We start from the raw sequence: 24,215 nt of genomic DNA, 5'->3' as shown, positions 1-24,215 counted from the left end.
GATGTTCGTGGGCAACCGGCGCAGATGTCGCAGCCGCCGGTCGCCCCACCCCCGCCGGACCGCCGGCAGATCGGGAGCCGCACGCGCCATGTCCACACCACGCATCGCGGCCGCACTGGCTCGCCGTCAGGTCCACTACGGCTGGGTGGTGGCGGCCGTCACCTTCCTGACCATGCTGATTTCGGCCGGCGCCGTCGGCGCGCCAGGCGTGCTGCTGCTGCCGTTGCAGGCGGAATTCGGCTGGGAAACCGCCGACATCTCGCTGGCCATGGCGATCCGGCTGCTGCTGTTCGGGTTGATGGGGCCGTTCGCGGCGGCGCTGATCAACCGTTTCGGTGTGCGGCGGATGACCTTGACCTCACTGTCGCTGGTGGCGGGCGGGCTGGCATTGTCGATGGCGATGACCCAGTTGTGGCAGTTGATCCTGCTATGGGGCGTGGTCGTCGGGATCGGCACCGGGCTGACCGCTCTGGTGCTTGGCGCCACGGTCGCCACCCGCTGGTTCACCCATCGCCGCGGCCTGGTCATCGGCCTGCTGACCGCAAGCTCGGCGACCGGCCAGTTGATCTTCATGCCCCTGCTTGCCTATATCGCCGAGGAAACCGGCTGGCGGACGGCATTGATGCTGTTATGCGGGTTGATGGTGGTGGCGGCGCTGGCGGTGCTGGCCTTGATGCGCGACCGCCCGTCGGATCTGGGCCTGCCGGCCTATGGCGAGACCGAGGTGGCGCCGCCTGCGGCGGCGTCGGGCCGCTCGGTCGCCTTCGCCGCCATCGATGCCCTGCGCGATGCCGCCCGCACCCGGGTGTTCTGGGTGCTGTTCGGCACCTTCTTCATCTGCGGTGCCAGCACCAATGGCCTGATCCAGGTGCATCTGATCCCGCTCTGCGCGGATTTCGGCGTGCCGGCGGTGCGTGCGGCCGGGCTGCTGGCGCTGATCGGCGTGTTCGACTTCATCGGCACGGTCGGGTCGGGCTGGCTGTCGGACCGCTATGACAATCGCTGGCTGCTGTTCTGGTATTACGGCCTGCGCGGCATATCGCTGCTGTTCCTGCCGTTCTCGGATTTCACGCTCTATGGCCTGTCGCTGTTCGCGGTGTTCTATGGCCTGGACTGGATCGCGACCGTGCCGCCGACCATCAAGCTGACCGCAGACCGCTTCGGCCGCGACCGCGCGCCGCTGGTCTTCGGCTGGATCTTTGCCGGCCACCAGATGGGCGCCGCCGCAGCGGCCTTCGGCGCCGGCCTGTCGCGCACCATGCTCGACAGCTATCTGCCGGCATTCTTCGTGGCCGGCGCGCTGTGCCTGGTGGCGGCGGTGGCGATCCGCACGCTGGGGCAGGGGCGGCCGGCCGCCGTGGCGGCCGGGGCGACGAAGGGGTGATCCGGGTGTGATCCGAGAGACGGGCGCGGCTCAGGCGCCCACCGCCCGTGGCCGGGTGCCGTCCATCGCCCACAGCCAGCCCAGGGCGCAGGCGGTGATGGCGACCGGCGGCAGCGCCGCCATGGTCAGCGTCGCCCAGTCGAAACGCTCGATCAACTGGCCCGAGAAGAAGGCCGACAATGCGACCAGGCCGAAGACGATGAAGTCGTTCGCGGCCTGGCCGGGGCCGCGTTCGGCCGGCAGCAGCGACAGCGACACCAGGGTGGTGGCGCCCACGAACAGCGCCGACCAGCCCAGACCGAGCAGGGTGAGGCTGATCCGGAAATGCCAGAGGCTGATGCCGGATGCGCCGACGCCAATGGCCATCGCCATCAGGATGCAGCCGCCGAACATCACCGGCATCAGGCCGAAACGCTCGATCAGCCGGCCCACGATCAGCGCCGGGGCGAACATGCCGAGCACATGCCATTGAATGACCTGCGCGGTGTTGGCGAAATCCAGCCCGCAGGCGGCCATGGCCAGCGGTGTCGCGGTCATCAGCAGGTTCATGACCGTATAGGAGGTGATGCCGGCCATGACCGCGATGATATAGCGCGGCCGCCGGAAGGCGGCACCGAGCCCGCCGGCCAGCGATTTCGGCGGGCCGGCCGGGCGGCGCATGTCCAGCGACAGGGCGGCCACCAGCATCAGGGTCGCCGCCCCGGCGATCACCAGATAGGTGCCAAGGAACGGATAGGGCGCGATGGCATCGCGCGATGCCCGCGCCAGCGTGGGCCCGACCAGCGCCGCCATCAGCCCGCCCGAGATGACCAGCGCGATCGCCCGCGCCTCACGCCCGCGCGGTGCCGCCTCGCCGGCGGCATGGCGCAGAAAGACGCTGAAGCCGTTCGACATGCCGACCAGCACCATTGCCGCGCACAGCAGCAGGAAGCTGCCGATCGCGATCGATGCCGCGGCCACCAGCGCGCCGGCGATGCCGAAGCTGGCGCCGATCGCGAAGCCGGTGCGCCGACCGGCCCGCGCCATCAGCATCGATGCCGGAATGGTGGTGGCGGTGTTGGCGATGAAGGTCAGCGCGAAAGGCAGGGTGGCGAGGGTCTTGTCCTCGGCCAGCATATACCCCGCAAGGCCCGAAACCGTGACCAGCAGCATGGTCATGACGGTGTAGAAGCCCTGGGAGAGCGACAGCAGGGCGATGGAACGCCGGCTGCCGCCCTGGGCCGCATCGGCGGGGGCGGTTGCAGTCATCGGGGGTGGGGTACTCCAAAGCCGTTATGGCCAGCGCGGATATGGCCAGTGCGGATATGGCCAGCGCGGACTGCCGTCGCCGGCGCGGGCCGCTATCGCCCAGGCAGGATAGTTCCACTATCCTGACGTGTTCAACCCCTGGCGTCCATACCGCGTTCGCCAGGGCTTCCGGTGATCCGCCGTGCATGCCACTCTGTGACCCGTCCTTCAGCCTGAACCTGCCACCGATGGCGGTGCCCCTGTCGAAAGCCCCCCGATGTCTGTTGCCGACCAGCCCCCGTTGATCATCGATTGCGATCCTGGCGTCGACGATGCCCACGCACTGTTCGCGGCCATCGGCGCCCGCCGGCGGCTGGGGCTGGAGGCGGTGACGGTGGTTGCCGGCAATGTCGGGTTGGGCTTCACCCGCGCCAATGCCTTGCGGGTCCGCGACGCCGCCGGGCTGGATGCGGCGGCGCTGCCGATCCATGCCGGCTGTCCGGCGCCCCTGACGGGCGGCACCACCGACGCCGCCGATATCCATGGGCAGGATGGCCTGGACGGGGCCGGGCTGCCGCCGCCGCGCAGCGATACCGAGTCTGGACATGCGGTGACCTTCCTGATCGAGCGGCTGCGCCGGGCGGCGGCTGAAGGCCGGCCGGTCAGGCTGGTGACCCTGGGGCCGCTGACCAATCTGGCGGCGGCGCTGATCCTGGCACCCGACATCGTCGACGGGTTGCTGGAGGTGCGGGCGATGGTCGGCAGCGCCGCGCGCGGCAACATCACGCCAGCAGCCGAATTCAATGCCTTTGTCGACCCTGAGGCGCTGGATCGGGTGGCGGCGGCGCTGGACGTGCCCGACGGCGTGGCGCCGCGGCTGCATGTCTATGGCCTGACCCTCACCCACACGGTCTGCGCCGATGCGGCCGAAATCGCGCGCTATGCGGCACTCGGCACCGTGCCGGGCCGGGCGGTCGCCGGCATGCTGGGCGCCTATCTGTCGCGTCATCGCACGCCGCCGCTGCCGGGGATGGGCGGCGCCCCGGCCGATGCGGCACCCCTGCACGACCCCTGCGTGATCGGCCATCTTCTGGCGCCCGATGCCGTGGCCGGGGTGGACGGGCGGATGACGGTGGTGCTGCGCGGTCCCGCACGAGGCCAGACCCTGGCAAGTTTCGGCGACGGCGCGGCGGCGGCGGGGCGCGCGCGGGACGTTCGGGTGCGCTGGATGGTGGATGGCGATGCTGCGGCGCTGAGGGTGGCATTGCGCGATGCTGTTGCGGATTGCGGATCGGTGTAAGGCTGGCAGCGGGGGCGTCTGCGACGATACAGGATCCGCAAATTCCGCAGAGTGTTAACGATCGCCTAAGCTTCAAGGGTTCAGCATAGAGATACCGGGTGTTGATCACGCGGAACGCATGCCGCAAGAGCATCGCCGCCAACGGCCGGAACGGCCGCAATAAATCAAGAGGGGAGGCAGGGCAGACATGACCGATCAGTCATTGGACGAGGTTGAGGCCGCGGAGACCCCGGTGGACCGGCCGCCGCGGAAGATCGGCCGGCTGGGCCGCATCGGCTTGGGACCGAAGCTGTTCCTGGCCTTCGCGATCGTGGCGATCCTGGCGGTGGTCGCCAGCGGCGTGGCCTGGATTTCCTATGACCGGGTCGAAAACGGCTTCGAACGGGTGCAGGAACAAGGCGTGCGGCCATTGACCGCCGCGCTGCGCATGGCCCGGCAGGCCGAGGTGCTGGCGGCGCTGGCCCCCGCCGTGGCTGCCGCCGGGTCGGCCGAGGCGCTGGACAAGGAGCGCCAGGCGATCACCGCCGCCATCGGCGCGATGCGCGGCGATCTGGCCGCCCTGCAATCGGCGGGGCTGGACGGCGACCTGATCGGCATTGTCACCGAGGATTCGGATGCGCTGATCACCCGGCTGAACGAATTGCTGGAGGCGGTGGAGCAGCGCTATACCCTGACCGAGCGCCGCGAGACCGTGACCCGCGACCTCGCGGGTGCCCGCGACACCTATCTGGCGGCGATTTCACCCGGTGCACAACGCATTGCCCAGGACTTCCGCAACCGGTCGGAGGCGACCGCCGGCATGTTCGAACTGGGCACCTTGCAGGATGCGGTGCACGACCTGACCGCGCGCCAGCTGCCGGCCCTGCAATTGAGCATTCAGCTGCGTGGCGACATCGCGGCAGCCCAGGGCATCATCAACGAAACCGCCACCATCACCAATGCCCAGCATCTTGAGCGGCTGCGCCAGCGGTTGGCGGCCGCCGCCTATGCGCTGGACCGCGACACCAAGGCGCTCGACGACCGGATCGCCAAGGAGCGGCTGCTGGAGGCCGTGGCCCGCTATGCCACTGCCGCGACGGCCGGCGACCCGACCAATGTGTTCGAGTTGCGCGTGGCCGAGGTGACGGCGATCGAGCAGGTGGAGCAGCGGCTGGAAGCCGCGCGCGATGCCGGCGTGCTGCTGGCGGAAGACGTCGACGGCCTGGTGTTCCAGACCTCCGGCGCCATCGCCGAGGTCCGTGCCCGCACCGCCGAGGATCTGGAACAGAGCCGCACCGTGCTGCTGGCGCTGGCTGTGGCCAGTGTCGCCGTGTCGCTGATCATCGCGCTGGGCTATGTCGGGCGGCGGGTGATCGGCCGGCTGAAGCGGCTTGAAGGCGCCATGCGGGCGGTGGCGGCCGGCGATCTGGACGCGCCGCTGCCAAAACCCGCGGGCGACGAGATCGGCCGGATGACCGACGCCTTGCGCGTGTTCCGTGATACCACCGCCGAGGTCGAGGTCACCAAGCGCCGGGCCGAGGAGGAAGAGGCCCGCCAGGCGGCGCTGCGCCGGTCGGAAATGCTGGAACTGGCGGCGACCTTCGAGGCGGAGGTGAAGGGCGTGGTCGACCAGTTGACCGAGGCGGTCGGTGCTCTGGGCGGCAGTGCGGTCGAGCTGTCAGCGGCCGCCGCCCGCGGTAATGAACGCGCCCAGACGGTGGCTGCGGCCAGCGAGCAGGCAGAGCGCAATGCCGAGACGGTGTCGGACGCGACCAGTCAGCTTTCAGGTGCCGTGGCCGAGATTGCAACCCAGGTGCAGGAGGCGTCGACCATCGCACGCGGCGCGGTGTCGCAGGTCGAGCGCACCGATGCGACAGTCGAGGAACTGGGCAAGGCCAGCGAGGAGATCAGCGAGGTGGTGCGGCTGATCGGCGAGATCGCCGGCCAGACCAATCTGCTGGCCCTGAATGCCACCATCGAGGCGGCCCGTGCCGGCGAGGCCGGCAAGGGCTTCGCGGTCGTGGCGGGCGAGGTGAAGACGCTGGCGGCCGAAACCGCCAAGGCCACCGGCCGGATCAGTCAGCGGGTGGAGGCGATCCAGAGCCGCACCGGCGAGGCGGTGGCGGCCATCCGGGCGGTGCGCGACACCATTCTGCGGCTGAATGAAATCGCCGGCGCGATCGCGGCGGCGGTCGAGGAGCAGGGCAGCGCCACCCAGGAAATCGCCCGCAGCGTGTCTGAGCTTACCGCCGGCTCCCGCGAGGTGTCGGGCTCGATCGCCGATGTCGCCGATGCCAGCCGCCAGACGGCGGACGGTGCCCAGCAGGTGCGCCACGCGGCCGACGCGCTGGGTGCCGCGTCGGGTAATCTGGACAACTCGATGGGCGGGTTCCTCAACAGACTCCGGCGTGCATAACGATCGCATTTCGCAGTAATAGCACCCACGATACGTTGAGTGTGACAGGACTCATTCGCGGCAATTGTATCTTGTTTGAAGCCAGGACCGGCCCAGTTCTTTAGGTATAGACGGGCTGGGCAGGCCCTGCTGCAAGCGAGGACAGCGAGATGAGACATTCAGGCGCCGATACCACTGTGGCCGGGCGGCAGGATACCACGATCGTTCATCTGGACGCCCATCGCCGGCAGCAGGCCTTGCGGGTACTGGTCGAGAATACCCGCAAGGCCGGCGCCGGCATGGCCCCGGCACCCGATCGTGATGACGATAGCGGCGCGCGGGCCGCCGCCACCACCACTGGCGGGCAGGTGGTGGCTTTTGATCGCCGCAGCCGCGCGACCGAGCGGCTGGCACAGGCCATGGCGTCGATCAACGCCGCCGGCGTCGAACTTGCGGCGGCGCGGGGCAACCTGGCCGATCAGTCCCGCCGGCTGGATGACCAGCGCCACCGGCTGTCGACCCATTCCGATCGGCTGACCGGCATCGTCGACGACCTGAACCAGCGCGCGGCGCGCCTGCGCCAGATCGAGGCGGCGGCCGGAGAGGTGATGGCGCGTGCCGAGGCCCTGCCTGGATCGGAGATCGAGCACCAGCCGCGTTGAGCGACTGATCCGCTGATCAGAACCAGAACCGGATGCCGGTCACGACGGCGAAGTCGTCGTCATCCTCGCCATCCTCCCGGGCCAGACGCGCGGTCTGCCCCATCATCCGTCGCCAGTTGACGCCTATATAAGGCCCGATCTTGCGGGTGAGGTCATAGCGGAGCCGCAATCCCAGTTCCAGATCGTTTACCCCCGATCCGACGCCCCGTTCCGGCACGTCCTGAAGGGCGATGTTCAGCTCGGCCGTCGGCTGGAGCACCAGCCGCCGGGTGACCGGCAGATCGTATCCGGCGTTGAGCCGGGCCGAGACCTCGCCTTCATGGCTGACAAAGGCCGAGGCGCCGACCTCGAACCACTGCGGCGCCAGCCCCTGTATGCCCAGCACGGCGAAGCCCCGTGCCGGAGCGCCATCATCGCCGGCCGGTTCCGGGTCATAGCGCAGCCCCGCCTGAAGATCGTAGAAGGCATCCAGCCTGCGGCTGTAAAGCAGCTGGATTTCGGCCTCGGCCAGCCGGCCGCGGTCGGTGGTCTCGCCCTCGGTTTTTAACCAAGCGCGATGGTCGTCGGTGCCGATCCAGCCCTGGATGTCCCAGTTCAGGCTGTCGGCGCCGTCGCGCGACCGCAGTTCCAGTTGTTCCGCCTGTAGAAAGGTGAAGATCCGGCCGGCTTCGGCGGCCTCTGCCGGCGGGGCTGCCAGGATCGACAGCAGGGCCATCGCGGCAATCAGGCCCATCGGGGTAAACAGGCTCCCGCGGTTCTGGCGGCCGGCCTTTCGTCTTGCGTGCACTGTCATGGCCGGGCCCTCACGCGGTCTGATCGTCGACGATGAAGCGGGTCATCATGCCGGCGGCCATGTGGTAGAGCAGATGGCAGTGGAAGGGCCATTCGCCCGGCTCGCTGGCCGTCAGCACCACCGATATCGTCTTGCCCGGCGGCACCAGCACCACATGCTTGCGCGGCATGCGCCGCCCCTGTCCGTTCTCCAGTTCCACGAACATGCCGTGGAGGTGCATGGGATGGGCCATCATGGTGGTGTTGACATAGGTGATCCGGATGCGGTCGCCCTGCCGGACCCGGATCGGCTGATCCTTGCCGAAAGGCCGGCCGTTCAGACTCCACATATAGCGGTCCATGATGCCGGTCAGCCGGACCTCGATCACATGGTCCGGCGCGCGATCATCGCCATTGACCGTCGCCGACACCAGATCGGCATAGTCGAGCGCCTTGTCGCCGGGGGGCGTGGATGCATCCGCCCAGCCTAGCGGCCGGCCACGATCGGTGGTATCCGCCATGGCCGCGTGATCCATCCCGGCCATGCCATTGCCGGCCATCGCCATGGTCGAATGATCCATGCCGTCCATGCCTCTGCCCCCCATCCCCATGTCTCCCATTCCCATGTCGGCCATGGTCAGAAGGGTGCGCGGGCGGGGTTCGGGAACAGGGCCGGACATGCCGCGGCGCGGTGCCAGCGTGGCGCGGGCATGGCCTGTGCGATCGATCGGTTCGGCGACGATCGTATAGGCCCGGCCCTCGCGTGGCAGAACCACGACATCATAGGTCTCGCCGACGCCGAAACGGAACTCATCGACCCGGACCGGCTGAACGGTCTGGCCGTCGGCCGCGAACACCGTCATCGGCAGGTCCGGGATCCGGACATCGAAGATGCTCATCGCCGAGGCATTGATGATCCGCAGGCGCACCCGCTCTCCGGGCGTGAACAGCCCGGTCCAGTTGTCCTCCGGTCCGCGACCATTGACCAGAAACCGATAGCCGGCGACATCGGCCAGATCGGTCGGGTCCATCCGCATGGCCCCCCAGTCGAGGCGGTCGGACAGGGCGGCGTTGAAGCCGCTGTCGCGGGCGTCGCGGATGAAGTCCATCAGCGTCCGCCGGGCCTGATTGTAGTGGCCCGCATCCGCCTTCAGGTTGGACATCACCCGCATCGGGTCTTCGGCCGTGTGGTCAGACAGCACGACCACGTAGTCACGGTCGGCCCGCACCGGCTCGGGCCCCGCCGGGTCGATGACGATGGCGCCATACATGCCGGCCTGTTCCTGAAGCGCCGAGTGGCTGTGATACCAATAGGTGCCGGCCTGGCGCAGCCGGAAGCGATAGGTATAGGTCTCCCCCGGCTGAATGGCGACATAGCCGTTGAAGCCGGGCGCGCCATCCATGACGCCGGCGATCAGCAGCCCGTGCCAATGGATCGATGTCGGCTCGTCCAGCCGGTTGGTCGCATGAACCACCACCTCCTCGCCTTCCCGCCAGCGCATGGTGGGGGCGGGAACCGTTCCGCCCATCATCACGGCCTTGCTGCTGACCCCGTCGACGATGATGCGATCGGCGGTGATCGCCAGTTCATAGGTACCGGCCGCCGAGGCGAAGCTCCGCCGGCCGTTGTGGATGGTGACAAGGCCGGCGATGCCCGCGATGCCGCCAAGCTTCAATGCCGAACGCCGGGACAGGCCGGCGGCGGTGGTGAACCGTGTCATCCTGACTGCCCCCCTCACTGCCCGAAGCCGATCGGCCCGCTCATGCCGGACTCGTAATGGCCTGGAACGTTGCAGGCGAATTCCAGCGCGTCGGCTTTCGCGAACTGCCAGACCAGTTCCGCCGTGCCGCCCGGCGCCACCAGCACGCTGTTCGGGTCGTCATGTTTCATGTCCGACATGTTCATGCCGGACATGTTCATGCCGGACATCCGGGCGTGATCCATGGCCGGCATCTCCTGCAGGCCGGTGGCGGTCAGCATGCCGTGCTCCATCATCATCGCCATCTCGCGCTGATGGCGGGCATGCATGTCGGGCGTGCCGAGATTGAACTCGTGAAGAAGCGTGCCCTCGTTTTTCAGCACGAAACGGATCACCTCTCCGGGCGTCACAGTCAGGCTGTCGGGCTCGAACAGAACGTCGCGCATGGTGATGGTGACGGTGCGGGTGGCCTTGTCGGCCGTGGCCGGCCTGCCGAAGGCGAAGCCGTGACCGGCATCGGCGCGGGCCGGTGCGGCCGAGGCGATGATGGCGGCCGTCAGCGCGGCGGTCAGGGCAAGAGTGATGGTGCCGACGGCGCTGTTGGCACGTCGGGGCGTGATGGCTGTCATCGACATGAAAGGACGGTCCGTTCCGAAGCCCGGCCGGTGATGCCGGACGGGCAGTGTCAGACGGAGGATCGCGCGGCCGGCGGGTCGTGCGAGGCCGGGCAGCCCCCTTATGAAAGCGGAGACGGCAAGACCGCGACCAGCGGTGGGCCCTGCACGCAGATGTGGGTCTGCGCGCAGAACTGATCCTGCGAGGGGCCGGCTTGCCGTCAGCGGATCACAGTTGACGGCGTGGCGGCCGGAACAGATCGTCGGCGATGGTGGCGACAAGCACCTGAGCGGCGGGTGGCGCGCGCCGGCTCGTCACGAAGGCCGGCATGCCGGCATCGCCGCCGGCGGCGGGGGCGAGCCCCGGGGCACACAGACTGACGCAGCAACCGCCGGCCATGCCATGTGCTGCCGGCATATCGGCCTGCCCGGCTGTCGCGGCGGTCTCGTCGGCCGGCGCCACGCAGCTTGCGGTGTGCAGGATCATTCCGTTATCGGTGCTGGATGACAGGGTCGGCATGGCGCCGTGCACGTGTTGCATCGGCATCTGGACCGGAGACGGGCCGGCAATGGCCACAAGCATGCCAAGCAGTGCCAGCGCCGCCCAGATGCGGCGCAGCCCCTGCGCGGTGATCAGATGTCGGAATGCCTGCCCCATAGCGACACCCTAGCACGACAGCGCGCCGCCGCAAGGCCTGCCAGCGGCTGGCCCGCCTGCGGCGCTTGGGCGCAGCCGGGCATGGCACCCACATGGAAACGGGCCGGCGGACTTGTGATCCGCCGGCCCGTTTTCCGTATCGATGTCCGGTTGGTGCCGCTGTGCGGCGCGGGTTCAACTGCCTTCTTCGATCTCGCCGGCGGCGGTCTGAAGGTAATTCTGAAGGCCCAGCGCGTCGACCAGGCCCAACTGGGTTTCCAGCCAGTCGACATGGTCTTCCTCGCTCTTCAGGATCGAGCGGAACAGGTCGCGGGTGACGAAGTCGGCCTTGGTCTCGCAATCGACGATCGCGGCCTTCAGATCGGGGATCGCCTTCATCTCCAGATCCAGATCGGCCTGGAGCATTTCAGGCACGGTCTCGCCGATATGCAGCTTGCCCAGATCCTGAAGGTTCGGCAGGCCTTCCAGGAACAGGATGCGCTCGATCACCTGATCGGCGTGCTTCATCTCGTCGATCGACTCGTGATACTCGACATGCGCCAGCTTGCGATAGCCCCAGTTCTTCAGCATGCGGGCGTGCAGGAAGTACTGGTTGATGGCCGTCAGCTCATTCTTCAGCACCATGTTGAGGTGCTTGATGATCTTCGGATCGCCCTTCATGGTCGTCTCGTCCTCATTCTTGTGACCCGTGGCGCGGCCGGGGCGCGAGGCACAGCCGTCTTGGGGAGAATATAGGACGAAGAGCCGCCCCGACGCCAGTCGGGACGGCCATTATTTTCAGATTTTCCCTGTGATTACTTGAGTTTGCGTCGCAACTTCGTGTTTTGACTGCGGCTGCGTCTCAACTTCGTATACGTCACAGCGACTGCGTCTCAACATTATGTGCTTCGCAGCAACTGCGTCGCAAGGGCGCCGGAATTGCCTGCGGCTGAAAATCAGGCGCGGACCGAAGCCGGAATGGTGGTGTTGGCGGCATCGCCGGTGCCGCCGCAACCGGCCAGCATGCCGCGTACACAATCGATGCACTTGCCGCATTGCGGCCGGCTGTCCAGGGCGCGATAGACACCGGAGACGCTGCGCGCGCTGGCTGCCGCCTCACGCACGCGCCGTTCAGTCAATCCGTTGCAGATGCAGATATACATTCTGAGCCGCAGCCTCCGATCGGGTGCGGTCGCCCCGGCCCGGGGGAGGGATAGGTGGCCCGGGAACCGTTGCGAACCGCTCGCAAAATCAGATTGGCGACTCTGAGAATGAATGTCAATCGCCTTTGCGCGCCTCGCGATCCTTGAGCACCCGCCTCATGATCTTACCCGTTGCGGTCATCGGCAGCTCGGCAACGAAGGCGATCTCGCGGGGGTATTCATGGGCGGCCAGCCGGTCGCGGACATGCTGCCCCAGTTGGCGCGCCAGATCGTCCGAGGGCTCGACCCCCGCGGCCGGCACCACAAAGGCCTTCACGATTTCGGTGCGCAGCGCATCGGGCTTGCCGATCACCGCGGCCATGGCCACGGCCGGATGGCGGATCAGGCAATCCTCGATCTCCCCCGGGCCGATGCGATAGCCGCCGCTGGTGATGACGTCGTCGGCGCGGCCCATGAAATGGAACAGTCCCTGGGCGTCGCGACGGCCCATATCGCCGGTCAGCAGCCGGTCGGCGCGGAACTTGGCCTCGGTTGCGGCAGGGTTGTTCCAATAGCGCAGGAACATCACCGGATCCGGGGCGGCCACGGCGATTTCGCCCGCCATGCCATCGGGCACCGGCTGGCCGTCCTCATCGACGATGGCGACGTCGTGGCCGGGCACCGCGCGGCCCATGGCGCCGGGCGGCGATGGCTCGATGCGTTGGTTGCACGACACCACCAGATTGCACTCGGTCTGGCCATAGAACTCGTTGATCGGCACGCCGAAGGTGTCGCGGCCCCAGTCGAGCAGCTCCGATCCCAGGCTCTCGCCACCGCTGCCGACACTGCGCAGGGCCAGATCGGCGGGTACGGCCGCGCGGCTCACCCCGCGCATCAGCTTCAGCGCCGTCGGCGGCAGGAACACGTTGCGCACCCGCTCGGCGGCCATCAGCCGGAAGGCGGCCTCCGGGTCGAATTTACGCATCCGCTGCGACAGCACCGGCAGGCCCATGGCCCAGGCCGGCAGCAGCACGTCCAGCAGGCCGCCGATCCAGGCCCAGTCGGCGGGGGTCCAGAACATGTCGCCGGCCTGTGGCGGAAAATCATGGGGCATCTGAACACCGGGCAGATGGCCGGTCAGCACCCGGTGGGCATGCAGCGCCCCCTTCGGGTTGCCGGTGGTGCCCGAGGTATAGATGATCACCGCCGGGTCGTCGGCGGCGGTATCCAGAATGCCGGGCAGGGCGCCGGTGGCATCGCGGAGCAGGCGGGCGAAGGCGGTGGTGCCGGCGGCCACCGGCTCCGGGCCGGTCACGATCACATGGGCAAGATCGGGGCAGTCAGCTCTGACCGACATCAGCGCCTCCACCCGGCCGGGATCGACCACCACGGCGCGGGCGCCGCTGTCGGCCAGCCGGAAGGCCAGCGCTTCCGGCCCGAACAGCGTGAACAGCGGCAGGGCGATCGCGCCGATCCGATAGACCGCCAGATGCGCCAGCGCTGCCTCGGGGCTCTGGCTCAGGCAGATGCCGACCCGGTCGCCGGGCTGCACGCCCAGATGCAGCAGGCCGGCCGCCAGCCGCGCCGCCTGACGGTCCAGATCGGCGAAGCTGAACACCTGCCGGCCGCCATTTTCATCGACATGCACCAGCGCCGTCCGATCAGGTGTCTCGGCCGCCCAGCGGCCCACGGTCTGGTGGGCGATGTTGATCCGCGGCGGCACTGACCAGCGGAAGCGGGCGCGCCACGCGGCCGTGGTTTCCTCGGGGCGGGGGGCTTGCAGCATCGGGTATGATCCTTCGGATGGCGGTACGGCATCTGCCGATCCTGCCCCGGCGGCGGTACATCGTACAAGACCCGCCACGACCTTGCCCAATAAGTTGGCACTGTCGGGGCTGCCGGTCCAACAGCCGCTTGACCCGCCCGTACACCCCGCTATCGTGCGGCAGCGGCACGGATCCGTGCGGCCAGGGGCTTTCGGGCGGGATTCAAAGGGATATAACGGGCATGGGCGGTCAGATCCCTGCGCATATCATCGTGCTGGGCAACGAAAAGGGCGGCTCCGGCAAGTCGACCACCGCCATGCATCTGGCGGTCGGGCTGATGAAGCTGGGGCAGAAGGTGGGCGTGATCGATATCGATGGCCGCCAGCGGACCATCAGCCGGTATATCGAGAACCGCGCTATTTTCGCGCGCGATCAGCCGAACTGGATGCCTGTGCCGGAAAACGCGGTCATCGCGCGATCGGACAAACAGAACCGCACGGATGTCGAGGCGGAAGAGCGCGAAAACTTCATCACCGCTCTTGCCAGGCTGGCACGTGACAATGACGTGGTGATCATCGACAGCCCCGGCAGCGATCATTTCCTGGCGCGCCTGGCTCATTCCTTCGCCGACACGTTGATCACGCCGATCAATGACAGTTTCATCGATCTGGACGTGCTGGCGCGGGTGGATCCTGAAACGCTGAAGGTGCTGGGGCCCAGCGTCTATGCCGAGATGGTGTGGAACGAGAAGAAGAACCGCGCCATCCGCGATCGCGGCACCATCGACTGGGTGGTGATGCGCAACCGCCTGTCATCGACCGAAAGCCGCAACAAGCGGGATATGAACCGGGTGGTGGAACAGTTGTCGCGGCGGGTGGGCTTTCGTGTGGCGCCCGGTTTCGGCGACCGGGTGATCTATCGTGAATTGTTCCTGCGCGGGCTGACCATGCTGGATCTGCGCGATGTCGACGCCAATATCTCGCTGTCGATGTCGCATATCGCCGCCCGCCACGAGGTGCGCGCCCTGATCGAGACCTTGCGCCTGCCGATGCTGGATGGCCGCGACCTGATCCTGTGACACCATGGCCGCCACGGCCGCGGGTTGCGATGCCGCGGGCGGCATGATGGAATGCACCCGGTTCAGATCCCGCCGGAGTGCCCCGTCATGCATCAGTCGATGATCGTCGTCGACGACTTCTACGAAAACCCGCTTGAGGTGCGCGCCCAGGCGCTGGCGTTGGATTATCCGCTGGTGGAAGGGCCGGGGATCTATTTTCCCGGCCGCAATTCCAGGCAATTCATGCTGCCGCCCGACAGCGACCGCATGTTCAGCTATCTGGTGCGCGAACCGGTGGCGGGCAATCGCGGCATGGCCCATGGCAAATGCCGGCTGTCCTATGCCGCCGACACCCGGGCCGGGGTGGTACATATCGACCCCGGCTGCGCCTGGGCCGGCATCGTGTTCCTGTCGCTGGACGAACATGCCCGCGGCGGCACCGAATTTTTCCGGCACAAGGAAACCGGTACCGACCGTGCGCCGCTGAGCAACGAGGAAGCTCAGGCGAAATTCGGCTGCGCCACGCCCGACGAGGTCCTGGACACGGTGCTGAAGCGCGATGGCGGCGACCGGTCGAAATGGGATCTGCAGATGGTTCTGCCGATGAAGTTCAACCGGCTGATCCTGTTCCGGCCCTGGCTGTGGCACACCAGCGGCGAGGATTTCGGCGACGGACCCGAAAACGGCCGCCTGGTGCAGATCCTGTTCTTCAAGCCCGGCGCAGCGTCGGCGGCGGCACGGCCGCAACGATAGGCCGTGGTGCGGCCCAGCTATCGCTGGCGCCATCGCTGCCGGTCGCGGTTTTACCCTCGCCGGGCGACGGCGCCGCGGGGGCCGTCGGCTGCATCCGGGGCGGTGTGCCCTGCGGTTCAGGTGGCAGGATCTGCGTGCGGATGACGTTTTCGACGAAGGCGGCAAGCCCGCCGGTCATTGCCGGCTCGATCACCGACAATGTCAGTGCCAGCGCTGCCCGCACCGCTTCGAGGGCAAGCGGCACCTGTGTTGCGGGCAGCGTGCGCAGGCAGGCATGGATCACCAGAAACCGCAGATTCAGGCGGACCATATCGGCGACCAGACCGCCTTCGCTGCAGAAATCGGCCGGATCGGCAGGGGGGGGTGGCAGAACCCCGTCCGGCAGGGCCAGCGGGTCCAGTTGGGCCGCGGCCTGCTCCAGCGCGCCCGCAATCAGCAGCATACGCGATGCCAGATCGGGGGTGGAACAGGGCGCGCCGGTGGTGCGCAGACAACCCGCCAGCAGGTCGATGCCGGCCGCTGCCCAGCAACTGGCCGCATGATGGGATGGCTGGGCCGGCATGCCGGTTGTAATTGATGGCGCCGGCGTCGCTTTGGGGGCGGCAGCCGCCAGCATCATCCGCAGCACTGCCCGCCGGTACAACCCCGGTGGCAGCGCGTCTGCAAGGCGCGGGTCGGCAAGGTCGATCGCAGGGATCATGGGTGACAGACCGATCTGACAACAACAACCATCGGGTCCGCGATATGGCCCGGCGGTGGGGCTTCTTGACGCGGGCTCCGGCGAACAGGCGTAACGGCCCTGCCATGGCACACGACATGAGCGCAGGCGCGCGACATCATGCGCGGAATATGGCCGGGACGCTCGTCTGGGCGGGGCAACCGATTGGTCTGTGGGGGAACCGATAGCGCTTCTGCAGGCCGGTTTCAAGACCGGCACCGCCGTGTGCACGTTCATCCGTGCATCAGATTTCTACTTGAGGTTATTGGCAAAATCGCCTGTCCGTCAAGTGCCTTGGGCGGAAACCGCCGGGCAGAAGCCACGACAGTCCGCATTGTGAAACAGTTTTGACTGTATGCGTCCTGACGAAAGCCGGCCGATGCGCACGAAAAAGCCGGCCACAGGCCCTCGGCGGGGGCTGTGGCCGGCTTGATTGGCAGGCCGATCGCGGCTGGCGCCGGTGTTACACCACCGGCTCCGGCATCTGATCGTGGTTGGGGCTCGTCGCCTCGCCACCATCGCCTTCGGGGCCGGTCGGGCCGGTATCGGGCACCGAGCCGCCACCGCGACGGCCGCCACGCGGCCGGTCGGGGCGCTTCGGCTTGTCGACGCCGCTGTCGAAGCGGAACACCGGCTTGCCCTCGTCGACATCGATCACGACATGGCCGCCATCGACCAGATGCCCGAACAGCACCTCTTCGGCCAGCGGCTGCTTGATCTTCTCCTGGATCACCCGGGCCAGTGGCCGGGCGCCCATCGCCTCGTCATAACCGGCATTGGCCAGCCAGCGGCGGGCCTCCTCGGTCAGCGAGATGGTGACCTTGCGGTCGGCAAGCTGGGCTTCCAACTGGTTGATGAACTTGTCGACCACCAGTTCCACCACGTCGATCGGCAGCCGGCCGAAGGGAATGACGGCATCCAGGCGGTTGCGGAACTCAGGCGTGAACATCCGCTTCACGACGTCCTGATCCTCGCCCTCGCGGTCGACGCGGCCGAAGCCGATCGGCGCCTTGGCGATCTCGGCCGCACCGGCATTCGAGGTCATGATCAGCACGATGTTGCGGAAGTCGACCGTCTTGCCGTTATGGTCGGTCAGCTTGCCATAGTCCATGACCTGCAGCAGCACGTTGAACAGGTCGGGATGGGCCTTTTCGATCTCGTCCAGCAGCAGCACCGCATGCGGGTTCTGATCGATCGCATCGGTCAGCATGCCGCCCTGGTCGAAGCCGACATAGCCCGGCGGCGCGCCGATCAGCCGCGACACGGAATGGCGCTCCATATACTCCGACATGTCGAAGCGGATCAGCTTGATGCCCAGCACCTCGGCCAGGCGCTTGGCCACCTCGGTCTTGCCGACGCCGGTCGGGCCGGTGAACAGATAGGACCCGATCGGCTTTTCGGGATCGCGCAGGCCGGCACGGGCCAGCTTGATGGCGTTGGACAGGGCGTCGATCGCCCGGTTCTGGCCATAGACCACGGTCTTCAGATTGTCGCCCAGATTGCGCAGGCTGTTCTTGTCGCGCGCCGACACGCTCTTTTCAGGGATGCGGGCGATGCGGGCGACGATGCCCTCGATCTCCTTGACGCTGATCTGCTTGCGGCGGCGCGATGGCGGCAGCAGCCGCTGGGCGGCGCCGACCTCGTCGATCAGATCGATCGCCTTGTCGGGCAGTTTGCGTTCATGGATATAGCGCACCGACAGGTCGACCGCGGCCTTCAGCGCCGCCTCGGTATACTGAACGTCGTGGAACTTCTCGTAATAGGGCTTCAGACCCTTCAGGATTTTGACCGCATCCTCAGGGGTCGGCTCCGACACATCGATCTTCTGGAACCGGCGCAGCAGCGCGCGGTCCTTTTCGATGTAGTTGCGGAACTCCTTATAGGTGGTGGAGCCCATGCAGCGGATGGTGCCGGCCTGAAGCGCCGGTTTCAGCAGGTTCGATGCATCCATCGCCCCGCCCGAGGTGGCGCCGGCGCCGATGACGGTGTGGATCTCGTCGATGAACAGAACCGCATGGTCCTGCGCCTCAAGCTCGGTCACAACCGCCTTCAGCCGTTCCTCGAAATCGCCGCGATAGCGGGTGCCGGCCAGCAACGCGCCCATGTCGAGCGCATAGATGGTGGCGTCCTTCAGCACTTCGGGCACGTCGCCGGTCACGATCCGGCGCGCCAGACCCTCGGCGATCGCGGTCTTGCCGACACCGGGGTCGCCCACCAGCAGCGGGTTGTTCTTGGTGCGCCGGCACAGAACCTGGATCGCGCGTTCGACCTCGCCGTCACGACCGACCAGGACGTCGATCTTGCCAGCGCGGGCCTTGTCGTTCAGGTTCACGCAATAACTGGCCAGGGCTTTGGCGCTGCCCTTCTGGCCGGTCTTGGTGCCCTCGCGCTGGGCCTCGTCTTCCGGCGCCTGACCGGTGACCGGCGCGCCGCGCACGGCGCGGTTCTCGGTCATGCCCGACGCCTTGGCGATGCCATGGCTGATATAGTTGACCGCGTCCAGACGCGACATGTCCTGGGTCTGCAGGAAATAGACCGCATGGCTTTCCCGTTCCGAGAACAGGGCGACCAGGACATTGGCCCCGGTCACCTCGGCCCGGCCCGAACTCTGGACATGGATCGCCGCCCGCTGGATCACGCGCTGGAAGCTGATGGTCGGTTTGGCCTCGACCCCGCTGTCTGTCACCAGACTGGCGAGTTCGTTGTCGAGGAAGTCGTTGAGGTCGACGCGCAGTCGATCGACATCCACGTCGCATGCCTTCAGGACAGCAACCGCATCCTGATCATCCAGCATCGCGAGCAGCAGATGTTCGAGCGTCGCGTATTCGTGCCGCCGGGCGTTCGCGATGGCGAAGGCGCGGTGCAGGCTCTGCTCGAGGTTCTTGGAAAGAATCGACATCAGTCCTTTTCCATCGTGCACTGGAGCGGATGCTGGTTGCGGCGGGCGTAATCCATAACCTGGTTGACCTTGGTTTCGGCAACCTCGAACGGAAACACGCCGCAGACACCGACGCCGTGATTGTGAACGTGGAGCATGATGCGGGTAGCTTCCTCCGCACCCTTGCCGAAAAATCGCTGCAGCACGTCGATCACGAACTCCATCGGAGTGTAATCGTCGTTCAGCAGCAAAACCTTGTACATCGACGGTTTGCGGGTCGCCGTCTTCGGTCGGGTATCGACCTCAGTGACTGTACCGTAACCGGGACGGTCTTCATCGGGCCTGCGTTCGCCGCTCATTCCCATTCCGTCGTGTTCGATCAGGATCCCTATGCCCTACCGTCTGAGGATATTGGATTTGGCCCGGACAGGAAAAGGCCTTGAAACAGTGACGCGTCGACCTATTGAAACCCCCGCGGCGCGATAAATTTTCGCACCGCGCCGAAATCGGCGCCTCACGGCCGATTGTGAACCGCGCTTCAGGTCCGAAAAAAACCCGCAGCCGGTGATCCGGCTGCGGGTTTTTCGAGCGTCGGCGCTCCGGATTGTGTCCGTGGTGCAACGTCAGAGCACCGTGGACGGCGCCGGATGCCGTGGAGGGGGTCGGATGCCGTGGAGGGGGTCAGGCCCGCGGACGACTGCCCGGCGCCACGAAGGTCTTCTGCCAGTGACGGTTCATCGGCGACAGAGCCGCGCCGGCCAGCCTGAGGCCCACTTCCGACATCTTCGCCGCATGTTCGACGTAAAGGTCGACCAAACCGCGGGTGTAACGCTCCTGCACCGCCGCCATCTCTTCGAACGACTGGGCCGACATGGCTTCGCGGGCGGTGTTGATGCCGAAATCGATCCGGGCCTGAGTGAACGACACCAGACCGTCGGTGGCATCGCCGAACGCCTTGGCGGCTTCGTTCGATGCATCGACCAGACCGCTCATCGCCTCGTCACGCATGCGCTGTGCCTCGGCGAAGGCGGCGGCGGGGTCGGTGATCATCTCGGCCGACATGCTCTTCTGCATGCCGTCGAACACCTCCATCGCCGCGGAGGCGGAGCGCTCGGCGATGCTGGTGGCGGTGCGCAGAGCCTCGGCCGCAACATCGGCCGCGGTGGTCGCGGCGGCGCTGGCGGCCACCTCTTCCATCAGCTCGGCCTGGGTCTTGCCGGTGGTGTGGGTCGCGGTCTTGGCAATCTCGGTCGTGGTCTTCGCCATCTCGGTCGCGGTCGATGCGGCGGTCTCGGTCGCGTCGGTGGCGGCGTCGGCGATATCGGTTGCGGTCTCGGTCATGGCCTCGGTAACCTCGGCGGTCTGCGCCACTGCGGTATCGGTGGCGGCCTTGGCGGCGGCGGCGGTATCGGTCGCGGCGGTATCGGCTGCGCCCGCGCTCTCCGAGGTCTTGCTCTCGGAGGTCTTGCTCTCGGAGATCGCGCTCTCGGCGGCCACGGGCGCCTCGACAGGTGTCACGGCGGCCGCTTTGGCCGGGGCTTTCGCGGGCGACGTCGCCTTCGTGGCGGTCGTACGGGGCGTGGCACCGTTCGCGTCGGACGCGGTGCCGCGGGTGGTCCGGCCGCGCGTGGCGGGGCCGGCGGGCTTGCGGGTGGTCATGCGTCTCTCTCCGTTCGGTTCCGCACCGTCTGGCCGTGGGATGCGGGCACCCTCTGCGGCGGTCCGGAATGCCGTGGACCGGACCGGCGAATGCCGGATCCGGGCTGGCTCTCAAAGGTCTGTCCGGCTCAAAAAAAGCTCTGGCCCGGACGTGCCAATCTGCACCGCGCCCCCGTCTGCCGGGTTCGCCTGCACGGTTATGTTGCGTTGCAACATAACTTAACGCCTTCACCTGCTTGAGGTCAAGCCCGCCCGCGCTTGCGTTGCATCCGGTGCCGTTGCATCCGGTGCCGCTGTATCCAGTGGCACGGGCCGGCTGTTCCGGTTCCCTTCGTGACCGACGGGGTGCGCCCGTTCAGTTGCGGCCATCGTAATCGACGCCGACCAGGCCGCTTTTCGACACGGTCAGCTCGAAGGGCTGGTGGCCGTTGACCAGCCCGCCATCCTGCGAGCGGATCGGCGGGTTGGTGACCACCGGGCGGGGTTCGCGCGGCGGCACGGGGTTGCCGTCGATCGAGAACAGCATCTGGAGATGGAACGCGGTGAAGGCCGGATCGGGCGCCTCGGCGGCCCAGAAACCGAACCGGCCATCCTGGCAGCGGGCCACCGTCCAGTAGAAGCCCAGGGAATGCAGCCGCTCACCCGCAGGCGCCGGCCTGAAGCCGCCCCCGGCAGCCAGCCGGTCGATCAGGGCGGCGGTCTGGGCCGCGCCCAGATCGGTGCGGCTTTCGGTCGGCCCCCAGGGCGCCCCCGGCCGGCTCGCGGTGATCCTGGCCAGATTGGCGCGTTCCCAGACCGTGGTGACCAGCGTCGATCCACTCAACCGGCCACGGTTGTCTTCGCGGGTGACCAGATCATAGGTGCGGACCTGTTCGGGAAACACCGCATTATAGACCAGCCGGTATCGGTCCGGGATGCCAGGCGCGCAGGATCGGGCCAGGTTGCCGCCGCCGACATAATCGAACCAGGTGAAGCTGCGGGTGATCGGGTCACCCGCCGGGCCACTTGCGGTACAACCGGCGGTGATGGCGGCGGCAACCGCTGCCACGATCACGGCAGCACGCCTCCGGCCGCGGCTGCGTCCGATGGTTGAGGGTGCCGGCATCATTTCGGGCATGCGCGCTCCTTTGGTCACACCATGGCTGAGGAAATGGAATTAAGCCCATACACAACAAGAATTTTTGGGTTGCCGCAACTGCCCTCCCATGTCTAGGATGCAATTCCACGGATCACAACACTCCAGCCACCATTGCACAGAGCGCGTGCCGCTTGCCGGCCGCGCAATGGCAGATCGTCCCGAGGCCCGGGATACACGGCCCCGCCCTTTTCGGCTGGGCGTGAAACCCTGGGTCGTGGAATGCTGCGCTCCGCCCTCGGGCCGCCTTCAGGACGGGCGGAATGGCGGACGGCACAGGCAATGGCGGCTGGAAGACAGGTCGTGATCCGGCACCGCAAGGTCAATGCAGCCCGGATGCTTCTGGTGTATCCGGCAAACCACGGGGACGGACACCATGGATATCGGTCGCTACAGCCGGATGCGGATCGCAAGGCCCGACGGATGCACGCGGTCGACATCGACGCGCGCGACGGCGGCGGCCGGAGAGCCGGCAAGCGCCGGGCGTCCGGCTCGGGTGTCGCTGGCGCGGCTGCCGCTGATCAGGCTGGCGCTGGTTCTTCTGGTGGCCGTGATGGCGGCCACCGGTTTCGCCCGCGATGCCGCCGCCGGCTATGCGGCGCTGGTGGTCGAGGCCGATACCGGCCGCGTGCTGTATTCCAAGAACGGCGATGTCCGCAATTACCCGGCGTCTCTGACCAAGATGATGACGCTGTATATGACGTTCGAGGCGATCAAGGCCCGCAAGCTTTCTATGGACACGGCCCTGCCGGTGTCGGCGCGGGCGGCGGGCATGGCGCCGACCAAGCTGGGTCTGCGCGCCGGCCAGACCATCAAGGTCAAGGACGCCGTCTACGGCCTGATCACCAAATCGGCCAACGACGCCGCCGTGGTGCTGGCCGAGGCGATCAGCGGCAGCGAGATCGCCTTCGCCCGCGCGATGACGGCCCGGGCGCGCAAGCTTGGCATGGAGAAGACCACCTTCCAGAATGCCAACGGGCTGCCGAACCGCCATCAGTTGTCCACCGCCCGCGACATGGCGACGCTGGCCGTGCGCCTGATGAACGATTTTCCCCGCGAATACGCGCTGTTCTCGACCAAGTCCTATAACTACAAGGGCCAGGAACTGCGCAACCACAACCGGCTGCTCAGCTCCTATACCGGCACGGACGGGATCAAGACCGGCTATACGCGCGCCTCAGGGTTCAACATCGTGGTTTCGGCAGTGCGGGACGATCGCCGGCTGATCGGGGTGATCTTCGGCGGCTCCACCTCGCGGGAACGCGACAAGGCGGTGGCGGCGCTGCTGGACAAGAGCTTCACCCGGCTGGCCTCTGAAACCCCGGCCGAGCGCCAGCGCGCGATCGCATCCGCCCGTGCCCGCGGCGAATTGCAGATCGCCCGGCTGGAGCGTGATCTGGACGATATCGGCGGCAGCGGCATTCAGGTGGCCTCGATCACCGACGCACAGGTTGCGGCCGCCGAGCGTGACATGACCGGTGCGGCCGCCATCGCCGCGGTCGACGAGGACGATGCCGAACTGGCCGAGACGACGCAGGTGGCTGCCGCCGCCCCCACTCCCGCACCGGCAACGCAGCTTGCGGCGGTTGCCGCCGGCACGGCCAATGCCCGCGCCGCCGATATCCGCAACGGCCCGGCGCCGCAGCCGGTGGCCCAGGGTGATACGCAGTATGCCGCGATCGCGCCCAAGCCGCGGGTGTTCGACGCGCAGGGCCGCTGGGGCATTCAGTTCGGTGCCTTCGGCCGGGTCGATGCTGCCCAGGGTCTGGTCGGCCGGGCGCAGGATCTGCTGCCGGCAGAGCTGCGCAGCGGCGCCGAAACCGCGGTGGAACCGCACAGCATCGGCGGTCGCTATATCTATCGGGCGCGGATGATGGGTTTCGAAGGCGAGCGGCCGGCCCGTCAGGCCTGCGCGCTGCTGGACAAGCGCGGCATCGCCTGCATCCTGGTGCCGCCGATCAGCGCGCTGTCGGCCGCCGGCTGATCTGCCGGCCGCTGCCTCAAAACGACGGTCCCGTCAAACCTGCCCCGGTCGATCGATCGGGGCAGGTTCGTTTGCGGGCGGCGCGGGTGTTCAATCGTGCTGGCGGCGCCGGGTCTTCAATCGTGCTGGCGGCGCCGGGCTTGACCGGCGCCGCCACAGCCGCCACCTTGGCCAACGTCGCGCGGGCCAGGGAGCGGCGCGTTCAGGGCGCCACGTCTGGGCAGCCGTTCATCCTATCGGCGCAGGAGCCTCCGCATGAAAACCTATCTGATCGTCATGGCGCCCGTGCTGCTGGGCATTCTGCTGCTGGGGCTGTCGATGGGCGCGGTGGACTGGGTCTCTGCGCTGATCGTGGCGGTGATCATGACCCTGCTGTTCGTCTTCACCATGTGGTATCGGCCGCGCGGCTGACCGCTGCGGTATAGAACAGCGATCCACAGAAGCAGGGGGAGGC

At 67.4% G+C, this 24,215-nt stretch carries 21 protein-coding genes; 8 read left to right on the top strand and 13 right to left on the bottom strand.

Annotation, left to right across the window (positions count from 1 at the left end):
- The first annotated feature begins 88 nt into the window (after positions 1-88).
- Positions 89-1,384 carry an MFS transporter gene (locus tag WG924_RS21860; RefSeq protein WP_345935178.1) on the top strand — a complete coding sequence of 432 codons (1,296 nt, stop codon included), beginning with the start codon at positions 89-91 and terminating at the stop codon, positions 1,382-1,384.
- Between the two features lie 30 nt (positions 1,385-1,414).
- Here the strand turns inward: WG924_RS21860 and WG924_RS21855 are convergent, their stop codons facing one another.
- Positions 1,415-2,632, bottom strand: a complete 1,218-nt coding sequence (locus tag WG924_RS21855) for an MFS transporter (protein ID WP_345935177.1) — start codon at positions 2,630-2,632, stop codon at positions 1,415-1,417.
- A gap of 256 nt (positions 2,633-2,888) precedes the next feature.
- Between WG924_RS21855 and WG924_RS21850 the strand changes: the two genes are divergently transcribed.
- From WG924_RS21850 to WG924_RS21840, 3 genes are all read left to right on the top strand, one after another.
- On the top strand, positions 2,889-3,911 hold the full coding sequence (locus WG924_RS21850; RefSeq protein WP_345935176.1) for a nucleoside hydrolase: 1,023 nt from the start codon (positions 2,889-2,891) through the stop codon (positions 3,909-3,911).
- Between the two features lie 187 nt (positions 3,912-4,098).
- Positions 4,099-6,306, top strand: a complete 2,208-nt coding sequence (locus WG924_RS21845) for a methyl-accepting chemotaxis protein (RefSeq protein WP_345935175.1) — start codon at positions 4,099-4,101, stop codon at positions 6,304-6,306.
- Positions 6,307-6,455: 149 nt separating this feature from the next.
- Positions 6,456-6,947, top strand: coding sequence for a hypothetical protein (locus WG924_RS21840; protein WP_345935174.1), 492 nt, complete (start codon positions 6,456-6,458; stop codon positions 6,945-6,947).
- A gap of 16 nt (positions 6,948-6,963) precedes the next feature.
- On the opposite strand, the gene WG924_RS21835 is transcribed toward WG924_RS21840, so the two are convergent.
- The 7 genes from WG924_RS21835 to WG924_RS21805 all read right to left on the bottom strand — a co-directional run bounded on the left by WG924_RS21835 (position 6,964) and on the right by WG924_RS21805 (position 13,597).
- Positions 6,964-7,680 (bottom strand): copper resistance protein B, encoded by a 717-nt coding sequence (locus WG924_RS21835; protein WP_345935173.1) that lies wholly within the window; start codon positions 7,678-7,680, stop codon positions 6,964-6,966.
- A 70-nt stretch (positions 7,681-7,750) separates the two neighbouring features.
- On the bottom strand, positions 7,751-9,439 hold the full coding sequence (locus WG924_RS21830) for a copper resistance system multicopper oxidase (protein ID WP_345935172.1): 1,689 nt from the start codon (positions 9,437-9,439) through the stop codon (positions 7,751-7,753).
- 14 nt (positions 9,440-9,453) lie between these two features.
- Complete coding sequence (locus WG924_RS21825) at positions 9,454-10,047, bottom strand: cupredoxin domain-containing protein (RefSeq protein ID WP_372045131.1); 594 nt, start codon at positions 10,045-10,047, stop codon at positions 9,454-9,456.
- 214 nt (positions 10,048-10,261) lie between these two features.
- Positions 10,262-10,690 carry a hypothetical protein gene (locus WG924_RS21820; RefSeq protein ID WP_345935170.1) on the bottom strand — a complete coding sequence of 143 codons (429 nt, stop codon included), beginning with the start codon at positions 10,688-10,690 and terminating at the stop codon, positions 10,262-10,264.
- Positions 10,691-10,864: 174 nt separating this feature from the next.
- Positions 10,865-11,350: a bacterioferritin gene (bfr, locus tag WG924_RS21815; protein ID WP_345935169.1), complete on the bottom strand. Its 486-nt coding sequence runs from the start codon at positions 11,348-11,350 to the stop codon at positions 10,865-10,867.
- A gap of 275 nt (positions 11,351-11,625) precedes the next feature.
- Complete coding sequence (locus WG924_RS21810) at positions 11,626-11,832, bottom strand: (2Fe-2S)-binding protein (RefSeq protein ID WP_188575303.1); 207 nt, start codon at positions 11,830-11,832, stop codon at positions 11,626-11,628.
- Between the two features lie 115 nt (positions 11,833-11,947).
- The gene (locus WG924_RS21805; RefSeq protein ID WP_345935168.1) at positions 11,948-13,597 is read right to left on the bottom strand and encodes an acyl-CoA synthetase; all 1,650 of its coding nucleotides are present in this window, start codon (positions 13,595-13,597) and stop codon (positions 11,948-11,950) included.
- A 221-nt stretch (positions 13,598-13,818) separates the two neighbouring features.
- Between WG924_RS21805 and WG924_RS21800 the strand changes: the two genes are divergently transcribed.
- Both WG924_RS21800 and WG924_RS21795 read left to right on the top strand, forming a co-directional pair.
- Positions 13,819-14,655, top strand: a complete 837-nt coding sequence (locus WG924_RS21800; RefSeq protein ID WP_345935167.1) for a division plane positioning ATPase MipZ — start codon at positions 13,819-13,821, stop codon at positions 14,653-14,655.
- 87 nt (positions 14,656-14,742) lie between these two features.
- Positions 14,743-15,387: a DUF6445 family protein gene (locus WG924_RS21795; RefSeq protein ID WP_345935166.1), complete on the top strand. Its 645-nt coding sequence runs from the start codon at positions 14,743-14,745 to the stop codon at positions 15,385-15,387.
- Here the strand turns inward: WG924_RS21795 and WG924_RS21790 are convergent.
- The 5 genes from WG924_RS21790 to WG924_RS21770 all read right to left on the bottom strand — a co-directional run bounded on the left by WG924_RS21790 (position 15,344) and on the right by WG924_RS21770 (position 21,696).
- Positions 15,344-16,087, bottom strand: coding sequence for a hypothetical protein (locus tag WG924_RS21790; protein ID WP_345935165.1), 744 nt, complete (start codon positions 16,085-16,087; stop codon positions 15,344-15,346). The genes WG924_RS21795 and WG924_RS21790 overlap by 44 nt on opposite strands.
- Positions 16,088-16,568: 481 nt before the next feature.
- A complete protein-coding gene (gene clpA / locus WG924_RS21785) occupies positions 16,569-19,004 on the bottom strand; it encodes an ATP-dependent Clp protease ATP-binding subunit ClpA (protein ID WP_345935164.1) in 2,436 nt (811 codons plus the stop codon).
- Positions 19,004-19,348 (bottom strand): ATP-dependent Clp protease adapter ClpS, encoded by a 345-nt coding sequence (gene clpS, locus WG924_RS21780; protein WP_188575291.1) that lies wholly within the window; start codon positions 19,346-19,348, stop codon positions 19,004-19,006. Before clpS ends, clpA begins: the two co-directional genes overlap by 1 nt.
- A gap of 316 nt (positions 19,349-19,664) precedes the next feature.
- Positions 19,665-20,642: a phasin family protein gene (locus WG924_RS21775; RefSeq protein ID WP_345935163.1), complete on the bottom strand. Its 978-nt coding sequence runs from the start codon at positions 20,640-20,642 to the stop codon at positions 19,665-19,667.
- Positions 20,643-20,997: 355 nt separating this feature from the next.
- A complete protein-coding gene (locus WG924_RS21770; protein ID WP_345935162.1) occupies positions 20,998-21,696 on the bottom strand; it encodes a hypothetical protein in 699 nt (232 codons plus the stop codon).
- A gap of 457 nt (positions 21,697-22,153) precedes the next feature.
- On the opposite strand from WG924_RS21770, the gene WG924_RS21765 reads away from it, so the two are divergent.
- Both WG924_RS21765 and WG924_RS21760 read left to right on the top strand, forming a co-directional pair.
- A complete protein-coding gene (locus tag WG924_RS21765; RefSeq protein ID WP_345935161.1) occupies positions 22,154-23,761 on the top strand; it encodes a D-alanyl-D-alanine carboxypeptidase in 1,608 nt (535 codons plus the stop codon).
- A gap of 255 nt (positions 23,762-24,016) precedes the next feature.
- On the top strand, positions 24,017-24,172 hold the full coding sequence (locus tag WG924_RS21760; protein ID WP_188575282.1) for a hypothetical protein: 156 nt from the start codon (positions 24,017-24,019) through the stop codon (positions 24,170-24,172).
- The last annotated feature ends 43 nt before the right edge of the window (positions 24,173-24,215 follow it).

Origin of the sequence: Tistrella arctica, from assembly GCF_039630945.1 — a bacterium.
Taxonomy (GTDB): domain Bacteria; phylum Pseudomonadota; class Alphaproteobacteria; order Tistrellales; family Tistrellaceae; genus Tistrella; species Tistrella bauzanensis.
The sequence above is the reverse complement of the archived record's forward strand: the minus strand, read 5'-3'. Positions and strand labels throughout refer to the sequence as shown.